Here is a 22,737-nt window from a genome sequence, read left to right as displayed (position 1 = left end):
TCATCCCTCGTTGTAGGGATTGCTCCACGGCGGGCGCACCGTGCGCACGAAGGAGTAGGTGACGATCTCCGGGTTGTGGGTCTCGAAGGCGTGGAAGGTGCGGCGTCCGCTCACCGTGGTGCCGATGATCTCGAGGGTGAGCACGGCGGAACCGACGGGGAGTTCGAGCAGGGCTGCGCGCCGCTCGTCGAGCGTCGCCACGCCCGGGGTGGCGACCTCCCAGACGATGGACTCGCCCCAGATGCGCTCGGCGAGCGTGAAGACCGACTCGGCTCCTCCGACATCGTCGGGAACGTCGACGGGCAGCGCGACGAGGTTCTCGGCGACCATCGCGGGCACGCCGTCGGCGGTCCACCGCTTGAGCACGCTGAACGCCCGCGGACCGGCCTCGGCGGTGAGCAGCGGCGCGATGTGCTGCTGCATGGGCACGAGCGACGACTCGATGACCTCGACCGCCGGCTCGTAGCCCATGCGGGCGAGCAGCTCGGAATGCTCGAGCTGCTCTTCGAGCCGCACGCTCATGCGCAGGGCGACGGGGTCGACGACCGTGGCCGCGCCCTGCCTGCGCTTGACGATGCCCAGGCGCTCGATCGACGTGAGCGCGTTACGTATCTGCTGGCGCGAGACGTCGAGCCGCTTGGCCAGTTCGACCTCGCCGGGAAGCGACTCGTTCGCGACGACCGCTTCGCGTACGTAGCGCAGCACTCCCCCGCGCACCCTGTCGTCTTCGGAGCGCGCGCGGCCGTCCACGTGGGCCGTGCGGTTGATCGTCACGATTGGTCCTCCATGAGGGCGTGTACGGGAAAGTCGTGATTGGGACAACGGCAGGCTATCCCGTCCGGACCCACCGTCAGCACCAGATCGATGAAACTCTGGCTCGTGGCGTCGATGAGGCCGAGCTCGGTGAGGCCGAGATCCGGCACCACCCCGAGCCCGACGAACGACAACACCATAAAGGGCGAGCGGATGCGACATCCGAGCTCGAAGGCCACGTCGTTGGCGACCGACAGGGCGGCAGCGGTCGCCTCCCAGGGCGCGCCGCTCATCATCCCGCCGACGGGCAACTCGACGCGGGCGGTGACCACGCCGCCGTCGACGACGACGAACCCGCCGCCCTGGTCGCGCAGCGCGCCGACCGCGACGGCGATGTCGACGTCCTCGGCGCCCACCGCCACGATGTTGGCGTTGGTGCAGTTGATGCTCACGGCGATGGCTCCGCGGGTGAGGGTGAAGCCGCGGACGAAGCCGACTCCGCACTGCGCGTCGCCGTAGTGCCGGTCGACGACGGCGATTTTCAGGACGTCGAGGTCCGGATGCGTGCGGACTACCCCGTCGACGACGGGGAGGGCCACGTGGAAAGCCCGTTTGAAGTAGCCGTCGTACATCTCCATGGCCTGCACCGTGGCGGTCGGTCCCTGCGCGGCGACGGCGAGCAACGACGGGTCGAAATCGTCGGGCACGTGCACCGTGTCGAGCAGCCACCGCGGCACGTCGTCGGTGTTGTCGAAAAAGGGCACGCCCTCGGCGGCGACGAGCTGTCCGCCGACCACGACCTTCTCGGGCGTGACCGCGGCGAGGTCGCCGATGATCTGCAGGTCGGCGAGCCGGCCGGGCGTGACGGAGCCGAGCACGTGGTCGAGCCGGTAGTACAGCGCCGGCTGCCAGGTGGCCATGCGGTAGGCCTGCGCCGGCGCGATGCCGGCGGCGATCGCCTGGCGCACGTGGTGGTCGATGTGGCCCTCGGTGGCGATGTCGAGCACGTGCTTGTCGTCGGCGCAGAACGACATGTGGTCGAGGGCCGGGCGGACCCGGTCGAGGTCGGAGAACACCTCGACGGTGTTGTCGTTCATCGAGCCGCTCATCAGCGTGATCATGGCGCCGAGGCGCACCCGGTCGAGTACCTCGTCGATCGTGGCCGCGTTGTGGTCGTCGCCGACGCCGGCCGCGAGGTAGCCCCACAGGCCTTCGCCGCTCTGGCGCGCGCTGTGTCCGGTGACGCGCTTGCCGGTGACGAGCGCCTCGCGGAAGCGGTTCGTGGCGACGTCGCTCAGGTCGAACGGGTTGCCCTCGCCGAGCGCGACCGACCGCGGGTCGGCGAGGCGGTCGAGCACGTCCTGTTCGGGGATCGTCGCGCCGCCGCGCTCGAGCTCGGCGTTCACCGGCGTCGAGGGGCTCACCTGTTCGAAGATGCGCAGCGGCGTTCCGGTCTCGCGCATGAAGTCCATGCCGGCGAGGCCGGCGACGTTGGCGAGGCCGTCGGGGTCGGTGAGAACCGTGGTGGTGCCGCGCGGAACGCTCACCCTGGCGAGCTCGCCGGGCGTGAGCATGGTCCACTCGATGTGCAGGTGCGCGTCGATGAAGGTGGGTACGACGTGTTTGCCGGTCGCGTCGATCACGTTGTCGCAGTCGAAGTGGCCGACCGGGGTGACGGCGGCGATGTGCCTGCCCGACACGACGACGTCGCGCTCGAGGAATTCGCCGGTGTGCACCGCGAGCACCCGGCCGCCGCGCACGATCAGGTCGGCCGGGGCCTGGCCGATCGCGACACGGCGGAGCAGCGCCAGCTCCGCGTGGGTGGGGAGCAACTCGGGCCGCAGCGCAGTGGTCACGATGCCGATTCTGCCGTAACCGGCGCCGCGGCATCCGAAATTCTTCTGCCGTCCGCGATGAAGGCGTCGATCTCGGCGTGCAGTTCGTGCTTGAGGTCGTCGGCCGCGAAACTGGCGCGCACCGAGTTGTGCGCGAGCTGGCCGAGGTCGGCGAGATCCCAGCCGAAGGTGTCGGCGCAGATCGCCCATTCCGACTCGAGGCGGGTGCCGAGCGGGGCGGGATCGTCGGTGTTGACCGTGACCGTCACGCCGGCGGCGCGCAGGCGCTCGACGGGGTGGCTCGCCCAGTCGGGGTAGATGCCGAGCGAGACGTTCGAGCGGGGACAGATACCGAGCGGGATGCCGTCGTCGACGAGGCGTCGCACGAGGGCGGGATCCTCGATCGCACGCACGCCGTGGTCGACGCGCTCGGCGTGCAGCAGGTCGATGGCGTCCCAGACACCCTCGGGCCCGCTCGACTCGCCGGCGTGCACGGTGCGGTGGAATCCGGAGTCGCGGGCGAGGGTGAAGGCCTCGGCGAATTTCTCGCCGGTGCGGCCGGAGACCCGTTCGTCGCCGTCGACGGAGAGGGCGACGACGTGGGCGGGGCGGGCGGCGGCCATCCACTCGACGAGCTCGCGGGCCTCGGCCCTGCTCTGCGACCGCAGCAGCGAGACGCACAGCCCGATGTCGGCGAGACCGTCCTGCCGCGCCTCGTCGAGCCCGGCGGCGAAGGCGGCGAAGAGCTCGGGGGTGCGGCCGTTCCACGCGTTCCAGTGGGTGGGGTTCACCACGACGTCGGCGTAGCGCACGCCCGAGGAGCTCTCGCGGGCGGCGAAGCGGTAGGCGACGCGCGCCGCCTGCTCGGCGGTCGTGACGAGCGAGCACTGCCAGTCGAGGAAACGCAGGAACCCGCTCAGCCCGCCGACACCGACGCCGTTCGCGGCGCCGCCGCCCGAGGAGACGGCGTCGGGCGCGGGCTCGTAGTGGGTGCTGACATCGAAGAGCGAACGCGCGGGGCCGGGAAGCGCGACCCCCGCCGCCTTGGCCAGGTCGACGAGGTCGACGAGCTCGAAGCCGCCCTCGAGGTGCACGTGCACCTCGGCCTTGGGCAGCGCGCGGATCGTGTTCTCGTCGACACGGTCGGCGCGGGTCACGCGTGCCGTCTTCCGGGGATCGCCTCGAGCAGCTCGCGGGTGTACTGCTCGGTCGGGTTCGCCATGACGATGCGTGCGGGCCCCTGCTCGATCATGCGGCCGAGGCGCATGACCGCGATGTGGTCGGAGACCTGGCGGATCACCCCGAGGTCGTGCGAGATGAAGAGATAGCTCAACCCGAACTCGGCCTGCAGGTCGACGAGCAGCTGCAGGATCTGCTCCTGCACCGAGACGTCGAGCGCGGAGACCGGCTCGTCGAGCACGAGCAGTTCGGGCCCGAGGGCCAGGGCGCGGGCGATGGCGACCCGCTGGCGCTGGCCGCCCGAGAGCTGGGTGGGGCGGCGTTCGGCGAGTTCGGGGTCGAGGCGCACGGCGCTCAGCAGGGCACGCGCGGTCTCGGCGCGCTGCGCCCGCGAGCCGATGTGGAAGGCACGCAGCGGCTCGGTCACGATCCTCGTCACCGACATGGTCGGGTCGAGCGAACCAAATGGGTTCTGGTAGACGACCTGGATGCGGCGGCGCAGCTGACGCAGCGCGTCGCCCTTCGCGGCGGAGATGTCTTCGCCGTCGAAACGCACCGTTCCGGAGTCGGCCGCCGTGATGCGCGCGACCATGCGCGCGGTCGTGGTCTTGCCCGAGCCGGACTCCCCCACGATCGAGAACGTCGACCCGCGCGGCACCTGGAACGACACGTCGTCGGCCGCCGTGAACGACGCGGCGACGCCGGCGTTGCGCAGCACGAACGTCTTGGTGAGGTGCTCGACCTCGAGGATGTTCGGAGCCGGCTTCGCGGGGCGCGCCCGGAATCCGAGGGTGAGCGCCTCGCTCGCCACGTTCACCGCGCGCGCGGTGAGCCGCGTGCTCGACAGGCCGGGCGCCGCCGCCACCAGCTCGCGGGTGTACTCGTGCTTCGGCGAGCCGAGCACCTCCGCGGCCGTGCCCGTCTCCACGACGAGGCCGCGCTGCATCACGATGATCTGGTCGGCCCGGTCGGCTGCGACGGCGAGGTCGTGCGTGACCAGCAGCACCGCGGTGCCGTGATCGCGGGCGAGCTGCTCGATGCGGTCGAGGACGTGGCGCTGCACGGTGACGTCGAGCGCGCTGGTCGGCTCGTCGGCGATCACGAGCTTCGGCGTGCAGGCCCACGCCATGCCGATGAGCACGCGCTGCTTCATTCCGCCGCTGAGTTCGTGCGGGTACTGTCCCGCGCGGGCTGCCGCGTTCGGAATGCCGACCTCGTCGAGGATGCGCACGGCTTCCGCCGCGGCATCCGCCCTGTCCAGATTTTTGTGCAGGCGCAGGGTCTCGGCGATCTGTTCGCCGACCCGCAGGAGGGGGTTCAGCGAATTGCTCGGATCCTGCGGAACGAAGCCGATCTCCTTGCCCCGGATGCCACGGAGCGAGCGCTCCGGCAACAGGGCGAGGTCACGGCCGTCGAACTCGATGGAGCCGGCCACGAGCCTTCCGCCCTCGGCGAGGCTGCGCACGATCGACTGGGAGATGGTGCTCTTGCCGGATCCCGACTCGCCGACGATCGCGACGATCGCACCGCGCGGCACAGCGAAGTCGACGCCGCGCACCGCGTGCGTGGTGCCCGTGCGCGAGGTGTAGTCGACCGCGAGGCCGGTCACGGTGAGGAGGTTGTCGGTCATTTGTTCTCTCCGATCGCTCGCGCGAGGCGGTTGACGGCGAGCACGATCACGAGGATCACGAAGCCGGGGATCACGCTGAGCCACCACGCGGTCGACACGAAGTCGCGGCCGGCGGAGACGAGGGCGCCCCATTCGGGCTCGGGCGGCTGGGCGCCGAAACCGAGGAAGCTGAGGGCCGACACGGCGAGGATCGCGGTGCCGAGCTCGAGCGCCGCGTAGGCGATCACGGGACGCGCCGAGTTGGGCAGGATGTGGGAGAACAGGATGCTCGGCCAGCGGACCCCGAGGGTGCGCGCCGCCTCGACGTACTCCTCGTTGCGCACGCGCACGACCTGGGAGCGCATGATGCGGGTGAACGAGCCGGTGGCCCCGAGCCCGACGCCGAACGCGACCGACCAAGGGCCGAAGCCGAGGCTCGCGACGACGATCAGGGCCAGCAGGATGCTCGGCACGGCGATGAGCACGTCGACGAAGCGCATGATCACGAAGTCGACGCGGCCGCCGACGAAGCCTGAGAAGAGTCCGACGACGGCGCCGACGACGACCCCGACGAGCACGGCCGCCCCCGCGGAGGCGAGGGAGAGGAAGGCGCCGTACACGACCCGTGAGAAGAGGTCGCGGCCGAGGTGGTCGGTGCCGAAGAAGTAGGTGCCGTTCGGGCCCTGCAGGCGGTCGACCGCCACACCCTCGTAGGGGTCGTGGGTGGCGAACAGCGAAGGCCAGAGCATCACCGCGACGGTGAACAGGATGATGACGAGAGAGACGATGATTCCGGGCTGGCGCAGGATTCTCATACCTCGACCGCCGCCTCGTCTTTGGCCCGTGCCACCGCGGTGCCGCTGAGCGCAGCCCGGGTGCGCGGGTCGATCACGCCGTAGGAGAGGTCGACGAGAAGGTTGACGACGGAATAGACGAGGGCGACGACGATGATGATTCCCTGGATGACGTTGGAGTCGCGGGCGAGCACGGCGTCGACGGTTAGGCGGCCGATGCCGTCGCGGGAGAAGACGGTCTCGACGACCGCGGTACCGCCGGCGAGGTAGCCGATGAGCAGGCCGAGGATCGTGATCGACGGCAGCAACGAGTTGCGCAGCACGTGGCGGAGGAAGATCGTGCGTGGGGCGAGACCCTTGGCGGTCGCGGTGAAGACGTAGGGGCTCGCCATCGCCTCGAGCACGGCCGCGGAGAAGACCTGGAAGAAGATGGCCCCCACCGGCAGCGCCAGGGTGATGGCCGGCAGCACGATGCTGAGCGGGTTGCGGCTCCCCGACGACGGCAGCAGGTCGAGGCCGAAGGCGAAGATGCTCACGAGCACGAGGCCGGAGAGGAACGCGGGGATCGCGACGCCGAGCGGCGGGATCTGCAGCAGGGTGTTGCGCACCCAGCCCCACCGGGTGACGTAAGCGAAGTAGGTAATGACGACCGACGAGACGACGCCGAGCACGAGGGCGAGGATCGCCACGGCCGCGGTGTTCGGCAGGGCGCGGGCGATCATGTCTCCCACCGGCTGGCCCGTGGCGATCGAGAGGCCGAGGTTTCCCTGCAACGCCTGGATGAGGTGGCCCCAGTACTGGTCCCAGAGCGAACCGTCGAGACCGTACTGCGCACGAAGGATCTCGAGCGCGGCCGGATCGGTGGTCGTCGCGTCGCCGCCCTTGACCGACAGTGCGGCGAGCAACGGGTCGCCGGGCAGCAGGTGGATCAGCAGGAACGTCACCGTGTAGGTCGCCCAGATCACGAAGGCGAATTGGACGAGCTTGGGCGCGAGGTAGCGCACGGCTACGGCGAACCTGGTGGGTGACGTTCCTGCTGATTTCACTGCGGTGCTTTCCGGACTACCCGATTACTCCGACGCGCGAACGTCGTAGAGCTGGACGCGCGACGCGGAGTCGAAGGTGACGCCGGAGACGGTCGAGACCGACGCGTGCAGCTGCGTGGTCTCGAGCATCGGCACGAGGTAGGCCTTGTCGATGATGATCTCCTGGGCCTGGTCGATGAGCGCCTGGCGGTCGGCGGTGTCGGATGTCGCGGCCTGTTCGAGCAGGATCGATTCGAGTTCGGCGTCGTCGACGATGCCCCACTTCGCGGCCGAGGCCTGGGAGAAGAGCACGCGCAGGGCGTCGGGGTCGCTCCGGGTGAGGCCGGCGGCGAGGAAGTCGTAGTCGCCCGTCGCGATCGCGCCGAAGAAGTCGCCGGAGGTGACCATCTTCAGCTGCAGGTCGATGCCGATCTTCTTGAGCTGGATCTGGGTGGCCTCGAGCACGTCCTGGGCGTAGAACGCGGTCGCGGTGACGGTGAGCTTCGTGCCATCCTTCTCGCGGATTCCGTCGGAACCCATCTCCCAGCCGGCGTCGTCGAGCAGTTCCTCGGCGGCGTCGGGGTCGTAGGCGGTGGCCTCGGCCTGACTCTCGAAGCCCGAGGTCGAGCTGGTGAGCGCGCTCGTCGCCGGCTGGCCGCTCACCGAACCGGTGAGCAGGTTGATCTCCTCGCGGTCGGTGCCGAGCAGCATGGCCTTGCGCACGGCCTCGTCGGCGACGATCGGTCGGGTCGTGTTGGGGATGAGGCTGTTCGGCACGCCGGTGTTGGCGGCCGCGTACAGGTTGTAGTCGTCGGTGGTGAAGCGGGACTCGTCGATGTACGGGAGGTCCTGGATGATGTCGAACTCTCCGGACTCGAGGCCGCCGGTGCGCACGCCGTTCTCGGTGATGACCGGGAACTCGATGGTCGAGACGAGCGCTTCGCCGGTGTGCTCGCGCAGCTCCGAGGCCCAGTCGTAGCCGTCACGCTTGACGATGACGACGGAGTCGTTGGGGGTGTACGAGTCGTAGACGAACGAACCGGAGCCGATCGGGCCGGCGGTGCAGCGCACGTCGGCGGCCTGCGCGGTCGTGGCCTCGGAGACGATGCCGAGCGTCATGGTCGACGCGCCCTGCAGGAACGGGGCGTTCGGCGCGCTGAAGGTCACCGTGAAATTCAGGTCGTCGACGACGTCGGTGCTCACGTAGCCCGCGAGGAACTGCGAAGCGAGGGGTGCGGTCTTGCCGAGCGCGATGAGGGAGTCGAGGTTGGCCTTGACCACCGCGGAGGTGAGGGCCGTGCCGTCGCTGAAGGTGACGTCGTCGCGCAGGGTGAAGGTGAAGGCGCTCAGGTCGTCGTTCGTCTCGAACGACTCGGCGAGCCACGGCACGATCTCGCCGGTCTCGGGGTTCTGGTCGACGAGGGAGTCGACGACCTGGCGTCCGATGTTCAGCGAGGTGGTGAGCGACGTCAGCTGGGGGTCGAGGCAGGTGGGGTCTTCCTTGATCGCGAAGACGATGGTGTCCTTCGACGACTCGAGGGGTGCCGCGTCGTTGTCCGCGGTGCCCGAGCTGCAGGCGGCCAGGAGGCTGATCGCCGCCAGCGCGGCGACGGGCATGGCCGTCAGGCGGAAGACGCGAGATTTCTTGGTGCTCACTGTGGTTCCTTTCACGGTGCTGTAGATGTGCTTGGGGAAGAGCGGGGTCAGGCGGGGAGCTGGCCGAAGACGACCGAGCCGCGGGAGACGACGGCGACGATGTTCTCGACGCGCATGTCGGCGATGTCCTCCCAGGGACGTCCCTTCATCACGATGAAGTCGGCGCCGAATCCGGGGGCGAGCGTTCCGACCTTCCCGCCGAGGCCCACCACGTCGGCCGCGTCGGAGGTGGCGGCGACGAGGGCACGCTCGGCGGTCCACTCGAAGGTCTTCGCCATCATGCGGATCTCCTCGTACTGGTCGCCGAACTTCACGAATTTGCCGTTCGCGTCGGTACCGAGCACGAACCGCACGCCGGCAGCACCGGCCCCGACGAACCCGGCGTCGCGCTCGGCGACGACCTGCTGGGCCTTCTGCTGCGCCTCCTCGGAGAACGAGACGGTGCCGTCGGCGATGAAGTTGTTGATCATGAGGGTCGGCGCGACCGGCACGTTCTTCGCCACGAGATCGGCCCAGTGCTTGCTCGAAATCCCCGTGCCGTGCTCGATGGAGTCGACGCCCTCGGCGAGCGCGATCTCGACGCCCTCGGCGGAGTGGGTGTGCGCCGCGACCGGCATGCCGAGCGCGTGCGCCTCGTCGATCGTGGTGCGGATCTCGGCGAGGGTCTGGTTGCGCCAGCCCACCTTGTCGCCCATCGAGAGCACGCCGCCGCTGAGGTAGATCTTGATGCCGGTCGCGCCGGCCCTCGCCCAGTGGCGCACGAGTTTGCGGCACTCGTCGGGGCTGTCGGCGACGGGGTCGCGGTGCGGGTAGTGCGGCGGCACGAAGAGGTCGCCGTGCCCCGCGGTCATGCCCACCTGTCCGCTGACCAGCAGGCGCGGGCCGGGCAGGATGCCCTCGTCGAACACCCGGGCCACGGCCATCTGGTTCTCGTCGCCGGCGAGGTCGCGCAGCGTGGTGATCCCCATCGCCGCCGCCTTGCGGGCGTTGGCGGCGATGTGCAGCGACTTCTCGACGGCCGGGGTCGTGATCGGCCAGCTCGACCAGTCGACGGTGCGCTCGCCCGCATAGCCGCTGATGTGAACGTGGGTGTCGACCAGGCCGGGGATGATGCCGTACTCGGCGAGCGCCGCCGCGTCGGCTTCGCTCGGCTCGACGGCGACGATCTCGTCGCCCTCCCAGCTGAGCGATCCCGTTCCGACCGCGGAGCGGCCGTTCCAGATCGCGATGCCATCGATGCGGCTCATAGCGGTGCCTTTCCAAGCGTGGGTGATGTCGGTAGCGGTGGCGACGATGCCCCGCGCAGGAGAGTTGCTTCGACCGTATCGAGCATCGGCAACACTTGTTGACAAGTGGGCCCGATCGGGCGATTTCTTAATGAAGTCGAAACAGTGTGTGGGGTCGGTCAGTCCGTTCCCGCCGCGTAGGCGTCGAGCGCGTCGAGGTGGGCGTCGCGGTCGACCGACGAGATCCACGAGATCTCGAAGGCGTTGCGCTGCAGCAGCACCAGCTCGTCGCGGCTGAGGTCGGTCACCGCGGCCAGGGCGAGCAGATTGTCGGTCACGTAGCCGCCGAAATAGGGCGGATCGTCCGAGTTGACGGTGATCTTCACGCCCGCGCGCAGGAGCTCGACGATCTCGGGCGCCTTTCCGCCGTCACTCACGACGGCGTTCGACAGGGGGCACGAGGTGAGCCCGATCCCCCGGTCGCGGGCGAGCGCGACGAGTCGCGGGTCCTCGAGGATGTTGGTGCCGTGGTCGATGCGGTCGACGCCGATGTCCTCGATCGCCTGACGGATGTGCTCGATGCTGTTCGGCTGGTCGACGTCGCAGTGCATCGTGAGCAGGTAGCCCTCCTCGCGGGCGCGGGCGAACACCCGGGCGAACTTCGACGGCGGGTTGTCACGCTCGTCGGAGTCGAGCCCGATGCCCACGATCCAGTGCTTGTAGTGCAACGACTCGGCGAGGGTGTCCATGGCGGACTCGGCGCTGTGGTCGCGCAGGATGCACATGATGAGTTGCGCGCTGATGTCGAGTTCGCGCTCGGCGCGCACCACCGCCTCGTGGTACCCGGCGATCACGGTGGCGAACGCGATGCCGCGGCTCGTGTGGGCCTGCGGGTCGAAGAACATCTCCGTGTGCCGCACGTTCTGGCCGGCCGCTTTCGTCAGGTAGGCGAAGGCGAGGTCGAAGAAATCCCGCTCGGTCTGCAGCACCGTCATGTTCGGGTAGTACGAGGCGAGGAAACTGGTGAGATCGGTGTAGACGGCGACGTCGTCCTGCGGCAGCGCTACGCCGTTGCGCTCGGCGAACTCGAGCCGCTGGACGGGTTCGAGGGTGCCCTCGAGGTGCACGTGCAGCTCCGCTTTGGGCATGCCGGCGATGAACGCGGCGGTGGCCTCGTCTGGCTCGGTTCGGGTTATCACCGGCTCAGTCAAGCAATCGGGCGACGCTCGCACCATAACGAGCCGGACAAAGAAACGGGTCATCCGCCCCGCTCGGTTTAGACGATCGTCCGAACACGTTTCACCCCGGTTACGGCCCGTGGTCGCCGTGTTGCGGCTTGGTGGATCCACCGACTTCCGCTCCCCCGGATCGGGGCAAGGTTGGGCGATCCTCCGAATACCGCCCCGCAATGCTGTGGTTAGCTCGAAAGCCACACACCACAAGTGTCGCGAGAATCGAGAGGAACGCCCGTGCTCCCAGTAGCCGAACTGCACATGCATATCGAGGGATCACTGGAGGCCGAACTCGTCGTCGCTCTCGCCCGCCGCAACGGTGTCGACCTTCCGACCTTCGATCCGGTCGAGCTGAAGGCCCGCTACCGCTTCACCGACCTCCAGTCGTTCCTCGACATCTACTACGCGAACCTCGCCGTGATGAAGACCGAAGAAGACTTCTACGATCTGGGCACCGCCTACCTGACGCGCGCCGCGGCATCCGGAGTTCGCCGCGCGGAAATGTTCTTCGACCTGCAGACGCACACCCAGAACGGCGTTCCGCAGGAGGCCGTCTTCGCCGGGTTCACCGCGGCGATCGCCGACGCGCGAACCGCCACGGGCATCTCGGCCGACCTCATCCTGTGCTTCCTGCGGCACCTCGGCGGCGAGGCGGCAACGCAGACGCTGCGGGAGGCCATGCCGTTCCGCGACCGCTTCATCGGGGTGGGTCTCGACTCCTCCGAACTCGGCTTCCCGCCCTCGCTGTTCACCGAGGCGTTCGGTATCGCGGGCTCCGAGGGCCTGCACCGCGTCGCCCACGCGGGCGAAGAGGGCGGCCCCGACTACGTCTGGGAGGCGCTCGACCTGCTCGCCGTCGAACGCATCGACCACGGAAACCGCGCGATGGAGGACCCCGAACTCGTCGCCCGCCTGCGCGACGAGCAGGTCCCGCTCACGGTGTGCCCGCTGTCGAACATCGCGCTCAAGACGGCGCCGCCCGAGCTCGCCGACCACCTGCTGCCCGCGATGCTCGCCGAGGGCCTGCTCGTCTCGATCAACAGCGACGACCCCGCCTACTTCGGCGGCTACGTCAACGACAACTTCGCGGCGATCACCAACGAACTCGCCCTCGGCCCCGAGCAGCTCGGCACCCTCGCCGAGAACTCGTTCACCTCGTCGTTCCTGCCCGAGGCGGAGAAGCAGGCGCTGCGCCTCGAGGTGAGGAAGGCGCTCGAGAATGATCAGCGCTGAGCTCACGACCGGCCGACGCTTCGCCGTCGTGCTGCAGCCGGGCGACGACGTGCTGTCGTCGATCGCGGCGGTCTGCGCCGAGCACGGCATCGAACAGGGCTACCTGCCGGTGTTCCTCGGCGCCTTCACCCGCGTCTCGCTCATCGGCACCTGCTCGGTGATCGACGACCACGACGCACCGCTGCCCGACTCGGTGCACCTCGAGGGTGTCGAGGGAACCGGGTCGGGGACCATCGCCTTCGACCCCGCGACGGGCGCGGTGACCCCGCACGTGCACGTGGCCGTGGGAGTCAAGGCCTACTCGGCGAACGGCTACGCGGGCCACCTGCTCGCGGCGACGGTGCACTACGTCACCGAGGTGGTCATCGAAGAGGTGCTGTCGCCCCGGTTCATCCGCAAGCCGGATGCCGCGGCTCACGGACTGGCGAACCTGAGCTTCGACTAGTCGGCCGACGGCACGGTCGCCAGCGCGAGGAAGAAGTCGACGCGGTCGCGCATGGTCGACAGGTCGCGCTGCGTGAGATCCTCGATGCGGCCGATGCGGTAGCGCAGGGTGTTGACGTGCACGTGCAGTTCGGTCGCGGCCTGCTGCCACGCGCCGCTCGCGTCGAGGAACACCCGCAGCGTCTGCACCAGGTCGGAGCCGTGCCGCACGTCGTAGTCGATGAGCGGCGCGAGCAGCGAGCGGCCGAACGCCACGCGCACCCGGTCGGGCAGCATCTCGAGCAACGCCTCGTACGAGCGCGGCGTCGAGCGGGTCGACCAGACGATGGCGCCCTCCCCCACGGCCGAACGCATGCGGGCGCGGGCGGAACCGACGGCCGAGCTCAGCTGGCTGAGGCTCAGGGTGCGTTCGCTCACCCCGATGCGCAGGTGCCGCTCGCCGAGCAGCGCGCGCTGGCGGTCGGCGGCCGCTTCGGCGCCGGCGATGAGTTCTTCTGGCGTCTCGGTGACCCCGCCGAGCAGCACCACGGCCTCGTCGCCGAGGTCGCAGCCGATCACCACGCGTCCGGGCGCCGCGAGCAGGGAGGTGGCGGCGTCGAGCACGGCCCTGGTCGGGTAGTCGGTGTCGTCGACCTGGGCGGCGATGGCGGTCACCGGCAGCAGCGGGTCGATGCCCACCAGCCGCAGCCGCGCCGAGGCCTCCCCGGGCGAGAGCGTGTCCGAGATGAGCTGCTGCACGAACTCGATGGCCTGCGCCTGCTCGGCCTCGCGCTTGTTGGCGGCGAGCTCGAGCTCGACGCGCACCACGAGCAGGAGGGTGCGCACGACCCGCTCGAGGTCGGTGGGCCAGGAGCGGTGGTCGCCGGCGCAGACGAGATAACCGATCGACCGCACGGTCTCGGTGACGATGGGCCAGACCGACGCGGGTCGGCCGCGTCCGTCGACGACCACCACCGCGGTCTCGGCGGAGCCGAGCATCCGGTTCCACACCGCGGCCACGTCGTCGACGCTCGGCGCGGTTCCGACCACCGCCGAGACGGCGCCGCCCGACTCGAGCAGCCAGCACTCGGTGGCGAATTCCTCGTAGAACAACCGCAGCGCGCCCTGCGCCCCTGTGCCGGACCCGATTCCGTCGAGCAGCGTGCGCGTGACGTTTCCGCTGCGTGAGGTGCCGGCGCTGTCGGCGCTCGCTACGGTCGACTCGATGTACTGGGTGACGGCCTTGAACGACACGTCCTGCGACACCGTCAGCAGCACGATCCCGCGGGCGCGGCAGGCGGCCACGATGTAGTCGGGGATCTCGCCGACGATAATGGTGCCGACCACGAGCACGGCGACGTTCTTCACGGCGAGCGCGGACACGTAGGTCTCGGCGCTCTCGGGCCCGGTCGCCCAGATCGCCGCGGTGAGCACGAGGTCGCCCTCGGAGAGGAACTTGCCGGGGTTCGGCAGGTCGACGATGTACGAACCCTTGACGTCGCGCTCGAGCATCGCGGGCTCTGCCCATACGGTCGACAGCCCGAGCTCGGCACGGTCGAGCAGATCGAGAACTCGCACCGCCCCACCTTTCCGTTCGTCAGAGGAGTTTACCGGGCGGCCGTTCAGCCGCCGACGATCGTGGGCTGCTCGAAGGTGGAGACCGCCCACAGCCAGCCCGCGACGCTCACCAGCATCCCGACGGCCGGCAGGGTCCACGCCCGCCGCCGGAATCTCTGCGCGAGCAGAATCAAGGTGATCGGGATCGCCACCGCCGCCGGCGCCCAGGCCGCCGCAAACGCCCACCCGGGTCCCGATCCGAGGCGCCCGAGTTCGTCGAGGCTTCCTACGCCCGGCATCCGATAGGCCACCGCGAGAATCTGCGACGTGAGGACGGCCGCCAGCCCGAGCTGGGCGGCGACGAGCCCGAGCGCGGCTGCGACGGGGTGGGCTCTCACGTCAACAGTCTGACGGACGGGGCGCGCAAGCCGCGTCAGTCGGGCGGATGAAACGAACGCCGCGTCAACAGTACGGGACGGGCCCGTGCGGGCGCATCCGTCCTGTCGACGCGGCGTTCGAATCAGGCGGTCCTGTCGAGCGGCGGCGTTACAGCCACTTCTCGGCGAGGTGCTCCGCGACGACGCGACGCACGGTGCCCGAGCGGCCGCGCAGGATGATGCTCTCGGTGCGGATGTTCGGCCCGACCTTGCGCACACCGTCGACGAGCTGGCCGTCGGTGACGCCGGTCGCGACGAAGTAGGTGTTGTCGCTCGTGACGAGGTCGTTCACCTCGAGCACGCGGTCGAGGTCGTGTCCGGCGTCGATGGCGCGCTGGCGCTCGTCGTCGTCGCGCGGGAGGAGGCGGCCTTGGATGAATCCGCCGAGGGCCTTCAGGGCGCAGGCGGTGATGATGCCCTCGGGGGTTCCGCCGGTGCCGACGCACATGTCGATGCGGGTGCCGTGCATCGCGGCGTTGATGCCGCCCGCGACGTCGCCGTCGAGCAGCATGCGGGTGCCGGCGCCGGATGCGCGGATGTCCTCGACCAGCTGCTGGTGGCGCGGGCGGTCGAGCACGGCGATGACCATGTCGGAGACGTCCTTGCCCTTGGCCTTGGCCAAGGCGCGGATGTTCTCGCCGATCGGCTTACGCAGGTCGACGATGCCGTGACCCTCGGCGCCGGTGACGATCTTCTCCATGTAGAACACGGCGCTCGGGTCGTACATGCTGCCGCGGTCGGAGACGGCGATCATGCTCAGCGCGTTCTGGCGGCCGGCGGCGGTGAGCGACGTGCCGTCGATCGGGTCGACGGCGATGTCGCACGCGGGCCCCTCGCCGGAGCCGACGTGCTCGCCGTTGTAGAGCATGGGGGCGTGGTCTTTCTCGCCCTCGCCGATGACGACGAGACCGTCGAACTCGACGGTGCCGAGGAACTTGCGCATAGCGTCGACGGCGGCGCCGTCGGCCGCGTTTTTGTCGCCGCGGCCGATGAACGGTACAGCGCGGATGGCGGCCGCTTCGGTGGCGCGAACGAGTTCCATGCCGAGGTTGCGGTCGGGGTGCAGGTAGAGAGTGCCGGATTCTGGGCTCACGTGTGGGTCGTCCTCAAGGTCGATTGCGTGGCGCTGTGGTGGGATTCGAGAGGCGAATCAACGTCTGTTCAACTGTAGCGCGGGCCCGCTCGGCCCCGCGCTGGCTAGACTTTCCCCGACCGGATAGTCCGAAGAATTCAGCTCTGGAGGCCGTATGCCCATCGCAACCCCCGAACAGTACGCGGAGATGCTCGACAAGGCGAAAAGCACCGGGTTCGCCTTCCCGGCCGTCAACGCTTCGTCATCGTCGACGATCAACGGCATCCTCCAGGGACTCACCGAGGCGGGCTCCGACGGAATCATCCAGGTGACCACGGGAGGCGCCGATTTCTTCGCCGGCCACACCGTGAAGGCGCGCGCATCCGGAGCCCTCGCCTTTGCGGCGTTCGTCACCGAGGCGGCCAAGAACTACCCCATCACCGTCGCGCTGCACACCGACCACTGCCCCGAGAACGCGCTCGACGGCTTCCTGTACCCGCTCATCGCGGCCTCGGAGGCCGAGGTGAAGGCCGGTCGCAACCCGATCTTCCAGTCGCATATGTGGGACGGCTCGGCCGTGACGCTCGATGAGAACCTCCGCATCGCGAAGGAGATCCTGCCGCGCATGAAGGCGATCAACTCGATCCTCGAGGTCGAGATCGGCGTCGTCGGCGGCGAAGAAGACGGCGTGGAACACGATGTCGTCAACGAACATCTCTACACGACTCTGGATGACGCGATCCAGACGATCGAGGCCCTGGGGCTCGGCGAGCAGGGGCGCTACATCGCGGCTCTCACCTTCGGCAACGTGCACGGCGTCTACAAGCCCGGCAACGTGAAGCTGCGGCCCGAGCTGCTGGGCGAGATCCAGGCCGGCATCCAGGCGAAGTACGCCACCGGCCCCAAGCCGCTCGACCTGGTCTTCCACGGCGGTTCGGGTTCGACCGACGAGGAGATCGCGACGGCGGTGGCGAACGGCGTCGTGAAGATGAACATCGACACCGACACCCAGTACGCCTACAGCCGCTCGGTCGCCGACACCGTGCTGAAGAACTACGACGGTTTCCTCAAGGTCGACGGTGAGGTCGGCAACAAGAAGGTCTACGACCCGCGCTCGTGGGGCAAGCTCGCCGAGACCGCCCTCGCGGCCCGCGTGGTCGAGGCCACGAAGCAGCTCGGCTCTGCCGGCAACTCGATCGGCTGACCCCGCTACGTGTCGGACCCCTGCGCGGGCAGCTGGAATCGCAGCAGGTCGCGTGAGGGGTCCCACGTGAGCGAGTCGACGGTGGTCTGCAGCGTCAGGTAGTACGGCGCGAGCAGCATGGCGCGTCTGCCCTCGGGAAGCGAGAAGTCGAGGCTGAGGGCCACCGCCGTCGAGCCATCCGGTTCTCCGCGCAGTTCGATGAAGAGCGAACCCGCGGCGGCTCCCGGGTTCGTGGTCACGCTGAGCAGCAGCGCGCGCAGGGCGGTGCGCTGCGCCGGGTTCATCCGGTCGGCGAGCCGGTCGGGGTCGACGACGTAGATGCGCCCGAACAGCGCCACCGAGTCGAGCCAGGTGCGGTTCACCTGGCTCACGAGGTCGGAGCGTAGTTGGCGGGCGAGCTGCCCGGCGAGCGCGCGGTCGGCGGCCGTCACCTCCCCGGCGTCGGCGATGCCCTCGAGGAACGGCGCCACCCTGCTGCCGAGCCGCGCCAGTGTGCGGCGTTCGACCCGGCGCGCCAGCTCGTCGCTCGGCCCTTCCTGGGTGGGCGGCTCGGCTCCGCGCAGCAGCAACCGCGTGCGCGAGACGACGACGTAACAGAAGGTGGCGGTCGCCACCGTCGCGATCACACCGGCGCACCCGGCGATGAGCGTGACGCTGAGGCCGGGCCAGACGTTCGAGTCGGGCGCGAACGCGACATAGCCGCACGCGGCGGTGACGACGGTCAGGCCGGTCCCGTAGACGAGCACCTGCCGCGCCGTCGAGAACGGTCCGAGCGCCGCGACGACACAGCCGACCCCGATCGATGCCCACCAGTACTGCACGAGAGTGTCGGAGTCGATCGCGCTCAGCGTCGCGAGGGCGAGACCGCCGACGGCGAGGGCGAGCGGCGCGAGCGCCTGACGCGGGCCGAAGGTGGGGCGCAGCGGTCTGGTCGAGATCTGGACGAGCACGCAGGCGCTCGCGATGAGGGCGATCGCCAGAACGTCGAGCCAGGGTTCGCCGACGAGCCTCCACTGGAAGAAGGTGGTGGCGAGGCCGACCACGACGGTGAGCAGCGCGAACGCGACGGGCACCAGCGGGCGCGTGAACCAGCTCAGCGGATCGATCTGCTGCGGCGAGACCGTCCAGTCGTCACGAGACACTGGACGCTCCGCTCGGCTGTTCGAACTCGGCGGCGGGCACGCTGATGAGCACGGAGGTGCCGCTGCCCGGCGTCGACCAGACGCGCACCGATCCGCCGTGCGAGCGGATACGCGCGACCACCGAGGAGCGCAGGCCGAGCCGGTCGCCCGCGACCGCCGCGGGGTCGAAGCCGACGCCGTGGTCGACCACCATGATCGTCATGGCCCGCGTCGTGGTCGAGATCACGAGTTCGGCCGACCCCGTCTCGGCGTGGTCGAGCACGTTGTCGAGGCAGGCGCGCACCGCGAGGACGAGAGAGGATGCCGCCTCCGGCGACACCCGGATGACCTCGCGGGAATCCCCGGTCACGTCGACCGAGAGCCCGCGCCACTGGAAGTCGCTGACCAGGGTCTCGAGGGCGTTGCGCAGCACGGCATCGAGCGGGGCGACGACCGTGGGTTCCGCCGATTCACGCAGCCAGGCGGAATCGCTGAGGGTCGCGACATCCGCCCGGAAGCGTGCACGGGCCCGCTCGTCGAGGGGACCGTTGGCGTTCATGATCGCGGTCAGGTCGCTGAGCACCGTGTCGTGCACGATCGCCGCGGCACGCTGCTCGAACTGGCTCTCGATCGCGAGGCGCCTGGTGTCCTCCTCCAGCCGCGCGAGGTCGGGGATCTGCTTGTCCTGGGTGGCCCGCACGGCGATGAGCGCCAGATAGCAGCCGGCATAGACGACGAAGGCGATCGTCGGGCCCCAGCCCGGCACGAAGGCGAGCCCCGTGATCGCCGACGCGATGGCCGACACGACGAAAGAGAGAGCGTAGCCGGCGAGGCTCCAGACCGCACCGACGAGCGGTCGCAGGGTCGACGCGCCGGCGAAGGCCAGGACCATCGCCGGCCGGTTGAGCACGAAGCTCGCGTCGTCGTTCAGCGTCGGATCGGCGGAGAGCAGCGCCACCTCGTAGACGACCGCGAGCGCGGCGCCGCCGAGGACGAAGAGCACCCGGGTCGCGGTGCCGGGTCGCCAGCCGCTGACGCCGAGCAGCGCGAGCAGGCCGGCGATGCAGAGTAAGGGCAGCCACACCCGGTCGGCGAATCCGCGGTCGACGGCGACGTCGATCACGATCGGGATCGTCATGATCATCAGCGCGACCGAGACGGCCCACGCTCCCCGGGAGATCGCGATGACGAGGATGTTCGACGCCACCCCGCGGGGCAGGATCGCGACCCGCGACGTCTCCGCCACCGTGGCTAGCTCGGTGTGCCGATGGTGGCGGCGAGCGCGGGATCCGAGACCATTGCCACCAGCAGCAGCACGAAGATCACGATTCCGGCGAGGGCACCGCCGATCAGGGGAACGAAGAACGCCAGCTTGCGGGCGCGCAACCGTATCAGGGTGACGATCACCGTCACCACGAAGAGCACCGACTGGCTGACGAGGATGGCGATGCCGATGCTGTGCGCCAGCTCGAGCTCGGTGTAATCGCCGTAGCCGCTCAGCGCGTACATCTGGTCGAGGGTGGCGCCGAAGTCGAGCAGGCTCGGGACCGACGACGCGACCGAGTAGGCACCGAAGACGAGGAAGGTGACGGTGAGAGCGAGGTCCCACGGGCGCGGGGTCGGCGGGGCGCCCGGCACACGGGTCGTGGCGAGCGGCGGCGCGAGGGGCGCGGCGGCGGGCTGCTCGTGTTCGACCCGGAAACCTCCGGCGGCGACCTGCTCGTCGACACTCGCGTACTCGCCGTATTGCGGCCGCTCGCGCTGGTCGCTCATCGGTTCTTCTGCCAGTCCAGCTGCCGCACCCGGCCACCGAGACCGCGCTCGTCGGCGTTGCCGTCGGCGTCTTTGCGCAACTCCTTCGGCAGCGAGAACATGAGGTCTTCCTCGGCCGTGACGACCTGGCTCACGTCGCCGTAGCCGGCGTCGGCGAGGTCGTCGAGGACCTCCTGCACGAGCACCTCGGGAACGGAGGCGCCGCTGGTGACACCGACGGTCGCGACGCCGTCGAGCCACTCCTGCTGGATCTCGCTCGCGTAGTCGACCCGGTAGGCGGCCTTCGCGCCGTACTCCAGGGCGACGTCGACGAGACGCATCGTGTTCGAGCTGTTCGAGGAGCCGACGACGATCACCAGCTCGGCCTCGGCGGCGACCTTGCGGATCGCGACCTGGCGGTTGGTGGTGGCGTAGCAGATGTCGTCGCTCGGCGGGTCCTGGAGGTTCGGGAAGCGCTGGCGCAGCAGGCGAACGGTTTCCATCGTTTCATCCACACTCAACGTCGTCTGCGAGAGCCAGACGACATGGTCGGGGTTGTTCACGACGATGTTCGGCACGTCGGCGGGGCTGTTGACCAGGGTCGTGCGTTCGGGAGCGTGGCCCATGGTTCCCTCGACCTCTTCGTGGCCGTGGTGCCCGATCAGCAGGATCTCGAAGTCCTGCTTCGCGAAGCGCACGGCCTCGCGGTGCACCTTGGTCACGAGCGGGCAGGTGGCGTCGATGGCGTCGAGCTGGCGGTCGGCGGCGCCCTGCACGACGGCGGGCGATACGCCGTGGGCGCTGAAGACGATGTGCGAGCCCTGCGGAACTTCGGCGACGTCGTCGACGAAGATGGCGCCCTTCTTCTCCAGGGTGGAGACGACGTGGATGTTGTGCACGATCTGCTTGCGCACGTAGACGGGGGCGCCGAAACGTTCGAGTGCCTTCTCGACGGCGATGACCGCCCTGTCCACCCCAGCGCAGTAGCCGCGGGGGGCGGCGAGCAGAACCCGCTTGCTTCCGGTGACGGGGGTATCCTTTAGCCTGTTCCGCAGCGCGGGAACGCGCGGCATCTCGAGATGCACGGCGACGTTTCCATTAGTGATATTGCTCACGGGGCAATTCTACGTGGCGTGCGCCGCGCCTGTCTGGGAGGGGTCAGCTTGGTCGAGTTCACACCGGATGGCCCGGCCACCGTCGACTCCCCGTGGCCCGTCGGTCTGCTCTCGTCGAAGATCAAAGGCTGGATCGACCGTCTCGGCACCGTGTGGGTCGAGGGAGAGATCACGCAGTGGGGCGTTTCCGGCGGAAACGTCTACGGCAAGCTGAAAGACCTCGAGCAAGACGCCACGGTCGGCTTCACCATCTGGTCGTCGGTCAAGGCGAAACTGCCGGCCGACCTCAAGCAGGGCGACCGCGTCGTCGCCCTCGTGAAACCGAACTACTGGGTCAAGGGCGGCACGCTCACGATGCAGGTCTTCGAGATGCGGCACGTCGGCCTCGGCGACCTGCTCGAGCGGCTCGAACTGCTGCGCCAGAAGCTGGCCGGCGAGGGGCTGTTCTCCGCCTCGCGAAAGAAACCCCTGCCCTTCCTGCCCGCCATGATCGGACTCGTCACCGGCAAAGACAGCGACGCCGAGAAAGACGTGCTGCGCAACGCGCAACTGCGCTGGCCGAGCGTGAAGTTCCGGGTCGCGTACGCCGCGGTGCAGGGCGAACGCGCCGTGGCCGAGGTGACCGCCGGCATCCGCCAGCTCGACGCCGACCCCGAGGTCGACGTGATCATCGTCGCCCGCGGCGGGGGCGACTTCCAGAACCTGCTCGTCTTCAGCGACGAGTCGCTCGTGCGCGCAGCGGCGGCCTGCGTCACCCCCCTCATCAGCGCCATCGGCCACGAGGCCGACCGGCCCCTGCTCGACGAGGTCGCCGACCTGCGCGCCTCGACGCCGACGGATGCCGCGAAGCGCGTCGTTCCGGATGTCGCGGAGGAGCTCGCCAGGGTCGCCCAGGCCCGCTCGCGCATCGGCACCCGAATGACTTCCCTGCTCACGCACGAGATCGACCGGCTCGAGCAGCTGCGCACCCGGCCGGTGCTGGCGAACCCGGTCGCGCTCGTCGACGCGCGCGCCGAAGAACTCACCCGCTGGGTGGCCCGCAGCCACGAACTCGTCGACCGGGTCGTCGAACGCTCGCTGACCCGCGTCGGCGAGCTCGCCGGACAGTTGCGCGCCCTGTCTCCGCAGGGCACGCTCGACCGCGGCTACGCGATCGCACAGTTGCCCTCGGGAGCGGCGCTGCGTGACGTGGCAGACGCGCCGGTGGGCACCGAGCTTGTCCTCACCATCGCGCGCGGGCGCATCCGTTCCACCGTCGACGAGTCTCCCATCGAGAGCTAGGTAGAATCGTTCCGTGGCCACTGCAGTGAACTCCGACGTCAGCGCGCTCAGCTACGAGCAGGCGCGCGACGAACTCGTGCGGGTGGTGTCCGAGCTCGAGCAGGGCTCGTCGACGCTCGAAGAATCGCTCGCCCTCTGGGAGCGCGGAGAAGCCGCCGCTAAGCGCTGCGAAGAGTGGCTGCTCGGCGCGAAGGCCCGACTCGACGCCGCTCGTTCCGCGAGCGCGCAGTAGC

The 22,737-nt window shown here is 69.4% G+C and carries 21 protein-coding genes; 5 read left to right on the top strand and 16 right to left on the bottom strand.

The window, feature by feature from the left end; all coding sequences use genetic code 11:
• The 9 genes from IEV96_RS16435 to add (IEV96_RS16395) all read right to left on the bottom strand — a co-directional run bounded on the left by IEV96_RS16435 (window position 1) and on the right by add (IEV96_RS16395) (window position 11,276).
• The gene (locus IEV96_RS16435; RefSeq protein WP_188511793.1) at window positions 1-774 is read right to left on the bottom strand and encodes a GntR family transcriptional regulator; all 774 of its coding nucleotides are present in this window, start codon (window positions 772-774) and stop codon (window positions 1-3) included.
• A complete protein-coding gene (locus IEV96_RS16430) occupies window positions 771-2,609 on the bottom strand; it encodes an adenine deaminase C-terminal domain-containing protein (protein ID WP_188511792.1) in 1,839 nt (612 codons plus the stop codon). Before IEV96_RS16430 ends, IEV96_RS16435 begins: the two co-directional genes overlap by 4 nt.
• Complete coding sequence (gene add, locus IEV96_RS16425; RefSeq protein ID WP_188511791.1) at window positions 2,606-3,745, bottom strand: adenosine deaminase; 1,140 nt, start codon at window positions 3,743-3,745, stop codon at window positions 2,606-2,608. Before add (IEV96_RS16425) ends, IEV96_RS16430 begins: the two co-directional genes overlap by 4 nt.
• Window positions 3,742-5,397: a dipeptide ABC transporter ATP-binding protein gene (locus IEV96_RS16420; RefSeq protein WP_188511790.1), complete on the bottom strand. Its 1,656-nt coding sequence runs from the start codon at window positions 5,395-5,397 to the stop codon at window positions 3,742-3,744. The genes add (IEV96_RS16425) and IEV96_RS16420 overlap by 4 nt, the downstream gene beginning before the upstream one ends.
• Entirely contained in the window at window positions 5,394-6,191 is a 798-nt protein-coding gene (locus IEV96_RS16415) for an ABC transporter permease (RefSeq protein WP_188511789.1), read from the bottom strand. Before IEV96_RS16415 ends, IEV96_RS16420 begins: the two co-directional genes overlap by 4 nt.
• Entirely contained in the window at window positions 6,188-7,216 is a 1,029-nt protein-coding gene (locus IEV96_RS16410) for an ABC transporter permease (protein ID WP_188511788.1), read from the bottom strand. Before IEV96_RS16410 ends, IEV96_RS16415 begins: the two co-directional genes overlap by 4 nt.
• 24 nt (window positions 7,217-7,240) lie before the next feature.
• The gene (locus IEV96_RS16405; protein ID WP_188511787.1) at window positions 7,241-8,851 is read right to left on the bottom strand and encodes an ABC transporter substrate-binding protein; all 1,611 of its coding nucleotides are present in this window, start codon (window positions 8,849-8,851) and stop codon (window positions 7,241-7,243) included.
• Window positions 8,852-8,898: 47 nt separating this feature from the next.
• Window positions 8,899-10,098: an amidohydrolase family protein gene (locus IEV96_RS16400; protein WP_188511786.1), complete on the bottom strand. Its 1,200-nt coding sequence runs from the start codon at window positions 10,096-10,098 to the stop codon at window positions 8,899-8,901.
• A 158-nt stretch (window positions 10,099-10,256) separates the two neighbouring features.
• Complete coding sequence (gene add, locus IEV96_RS16395) at window positions 10,257-11,276, bottom strand: adenosine deaminase (RefSeq protein WP_229733480.1); 1,020 nt, start codon at window positions 11,274-11,276, stop codon at window positions 10,257-10,259.
• A gap of 270 nt (window positions 11,277-11,546) precedes the next feature.
• On the opposite strand from add (IEV96_RS16395), the gene IEV96_RS16390 reads away from it, so the two are divergent.
• Window positions 11,547-12,542 carry an adenosine deaminase gene (locus IEV96_RS16390; protein ID WP_229733479.1) on the top strand — a complete coding sequence of 332 codons (996 nt, stop codon included), beginning with the start codon at window positions 11,547-11,549 and terminating at the stop codon, window positions 12,540-12,542.
• Complete coding sequence (locus IEV96_RS16385; RefSeq protein ID WP_188511785.1) at window positions 12,529-12,987, top strand: PPC domain-containing DNA-binding protein; 459 nt, start codon at window positions 12,529-12,531, stop codon at window positions 12,985-12,987. The genes IEV96_RS16390 and IEV96_RS16385 overlap by 14 nt, the downstream gene beginning before the upstream one ends.
• On the opposite strand, the gene IEV96_RS16380 is transcribed toward IEV96_RS16385, so the two are convergent.
• The 3 genes from IEV96_RS16380 to glpX form a co-directional block, all read right to left on the bottom strand.
• Entirely contained in the window at window positions 12,984-14,543 is a 1,560-nt protein-coding gene (locus IEV96_RS16380) for a PucR family transcriptional regulator (RefSeq protein ID WP_188511784.1), read from the bottom strand. The genes IEV96_RS16385 and IEV96_RS16380 overlap by 4 nt on opposite strands.
• Window positions 14,544-14,587: 44 nt before the next feature.
• Complete coding sequence (locus tag IEV96_RS16375; protein ID WP_188511783.1) at window positions 14,588-14,920, bottom strand: hypothetical protein; 333 nt, start codon at window positions 14,918-14,920, stop codon at window positions 14,588-14,590.
• Between the two features lie 148 nt (window positions 14,921-15,068).
• Window positions 15,069-16,001: a class II fructose-bisphosphatase gene (gene glpX / locus IEV96_RS16370; protein ID WP_188511877.1), complete on the bottom strand. Its 933-nt coding sequence runs from the start codon at window positions 15,999-16,001 to the stop codon at window positions 15,069-15,071.
• 205 nt (window positions 16,002-16,206) lie between these two features.
• Here glpX and fbaA point away from each other — a divergent pair, with 205 nt between their 5' ends.
• Window positions 16,207-17,235 (top strand): class II fructose-bisphosphate aldolase, encoded by a 1,029-nt coding sequence (gene fbaA / locus IEV96_RS16365; RefSeq protein WP_188511782.1) that lies wholly within the window; start codon window positions 16,207-16,209, stop codon window positions 17,233-17,235.
• Between the two features lie 5 nt (window positions 17,236-17,240).
• Here fbaA and IEV96_RS16360 read toward each other — a convergent pair whose 3' ends face one another.
• From IEV96_RS16360 to IEV96_RS16345, 4 genes are read right to left on the bottom strand one after another with little or no spacing between them, the layout of a single operon-like run.
• Entirely contained in the window at window positions 17,241-18,377 is a 1,137-nt protein-coding gene (locus tag IEV96_RS16360) for a hypothetical protein (protein WP_188511781.1), read from the bottom strand.
• On the bottom strand, window positions 18,367-19,602 hold the full coding sequence (locus tag IEV96_RS16355) for a sensor histidine kinase (RefSeq protein ID WP_188511780.1): 1,236 nt from the start codon (window positions 19,600-19,602) through the stop codon (window positions 18,367-18,369). Before IEV96_RS16355 ends, IEV96_RS16360 begins: the two co-directional genes overlap by 11 nt.
• Before the next feature lie 5 nt (window positions 19,603-19,607).
• Window positions 19,608-20,129: a DUF6264 family protein gene (locus IEV96_RS16350; RefSeq protein WP_188511779.1), complete on the bottom strand. Its 522-nt coding sequence runs from the start codon at window positions 20,127-20,129 to the stop codon at window positions 19,608-19,610.
• Window positions 20,126-21,181: a 4-hydroxy-3-methylbut-2-enyl diphosphate reductase gene (locus IEV96_RS16345; RefSeq protein WP_188511876.1), complete on the bottom strand. Its 1,056-nt coding sequence runs from the start codon at window positions 21,179-21,181 to the stop codon at window positions 20,126-20,128. Before IEV96_RS16345 ends, IEV96_RS16350 begins: the two co-directional genes overlap by 4 nt.
• 90 nt (window positions 21,182-21,271) lie before the next feature.
• On the opposite strand from IEV96_RS16345, the gene xseA reads away from it, so the two are divergent.
• The gene (gene xseA / locus IEV96_RS16340) at window positions 21,272-22,504 is read left to right on the top strand and encodes an exodeoxyribonuclease VII large subunit (protein ID WP_229733477.1); all 1,233 of its coding nucleotides are present in this window, start codon (window positions 21,272-21,274) and stop codon (window positions 22,502-22,504) included.
• Window positions 22,505-22,517: 13 nt separating this feature from the next.
• Window positions 22,518-22,736, top strand: a complete 219-nt coding sequence (locus tag IEV96_RS16335) for an exodeoxyribonuclease VII small subunit (RefSeq protein WP_188511777.1) — start codon at window positions 22,518-22,520, stop codon at window positions 22,734-22,736.
• The last annotated feature ends 1 nt before the right edge of the window (window position 22,737 follow it).

It is taken from the genome of Conyzicola nivalis (assembly GCF_014639655.1).
Lineage (GTDB): Bacteria > Actinomycetota > Actinomycetes > Actinomycetales > Microbacteriaceae > Conyzicola > Conyzicola nivalis.
Note: the sequence above shows the minus strand (reverse complement) of the source record. Positions and strands in the feature narration are given on the sequence as shown.